The organism is Streptomyces sp. NPDC101132, assembly GCF_044759225.1.
Classification (GTDB): Bacteria; Actinomycetota; Actinomycetes; order Streptomycetales; family Streptomycetaceae; genus Streptomyces.
The window spans coordinates 80,917-81,543 of record NZ_JBIVYX010000003.1 but is presented as its reverse complement, the minus strand read 5'-3'; the positions used below and the strand labels follow the sequence as shown (position 1 = coordinate 81,543).

Below are 627 nucleotides of genomic sequence, written 5' to 3'. Positions count from 1 at the left end.
CGCGGGACCCGCCTCGCCACGCTCGCCCTTCAGGCCCTGAGCACCGGTCTGACCCACATCGCCCTTGTCGCCCTTGGGACCCTGCGCGCCGGTGTCACCCTTGTCGCCCGCCGGGCCCTGAAGACCAACCGGACCTGCCTCACCCGGGTCACCCTTCAGACCCTGAGCACCCGTGTCACCCTTCGCACCCACCGCACCCTCAGGCCCCACCGGACCGGCCTCACCACGCTCACCCTGAGGACCAGCCGGACCCTGCGGACCCGCCGGCCCCACCTCACCCGGGTCACCCTTATCGCCCGCCGGGCCCTGGGCACCGGTCTGGCCCACATCACCCTTGTCGCCCTTGTCGCCCTTGAGCCCCTGAACTCCGGTGTCACCCTTCGGCCCCGCAGGACCAGCAGGACCCGCGGGACCCGCCTCGCCGCGCTCGCCCCTCGGGCCCTGGGCACCGGTCTGACCCACATCGCCCTCGTCGCCCTTGGGCCCCTGAACTCCGGTGTCACCCTTCGGCCCCGCGGGACCCTGAACTCCGGTGTCACCCTTCGCACCCACCGCACCCTCAGGCCCCACCGGACCGGCCTCACCACGCTCACCCTGAGGACCAGCCGGACCCTGCGGACCCGCCGG

1 protein-coding gene is annotated in these 627 nt (G+C 73.5%); it reads left to right on the top strand.

All coding sequences use genetic code 11. The annotated features are described in order from the left end of the window. A partial coding sequence (locus tag ACIQUR_RS07960; RefSeq protein WP_403660095.1) for a hypothetical protein occupies window positions 1-627 on the top strand: 627 nt, incomplete at both ends.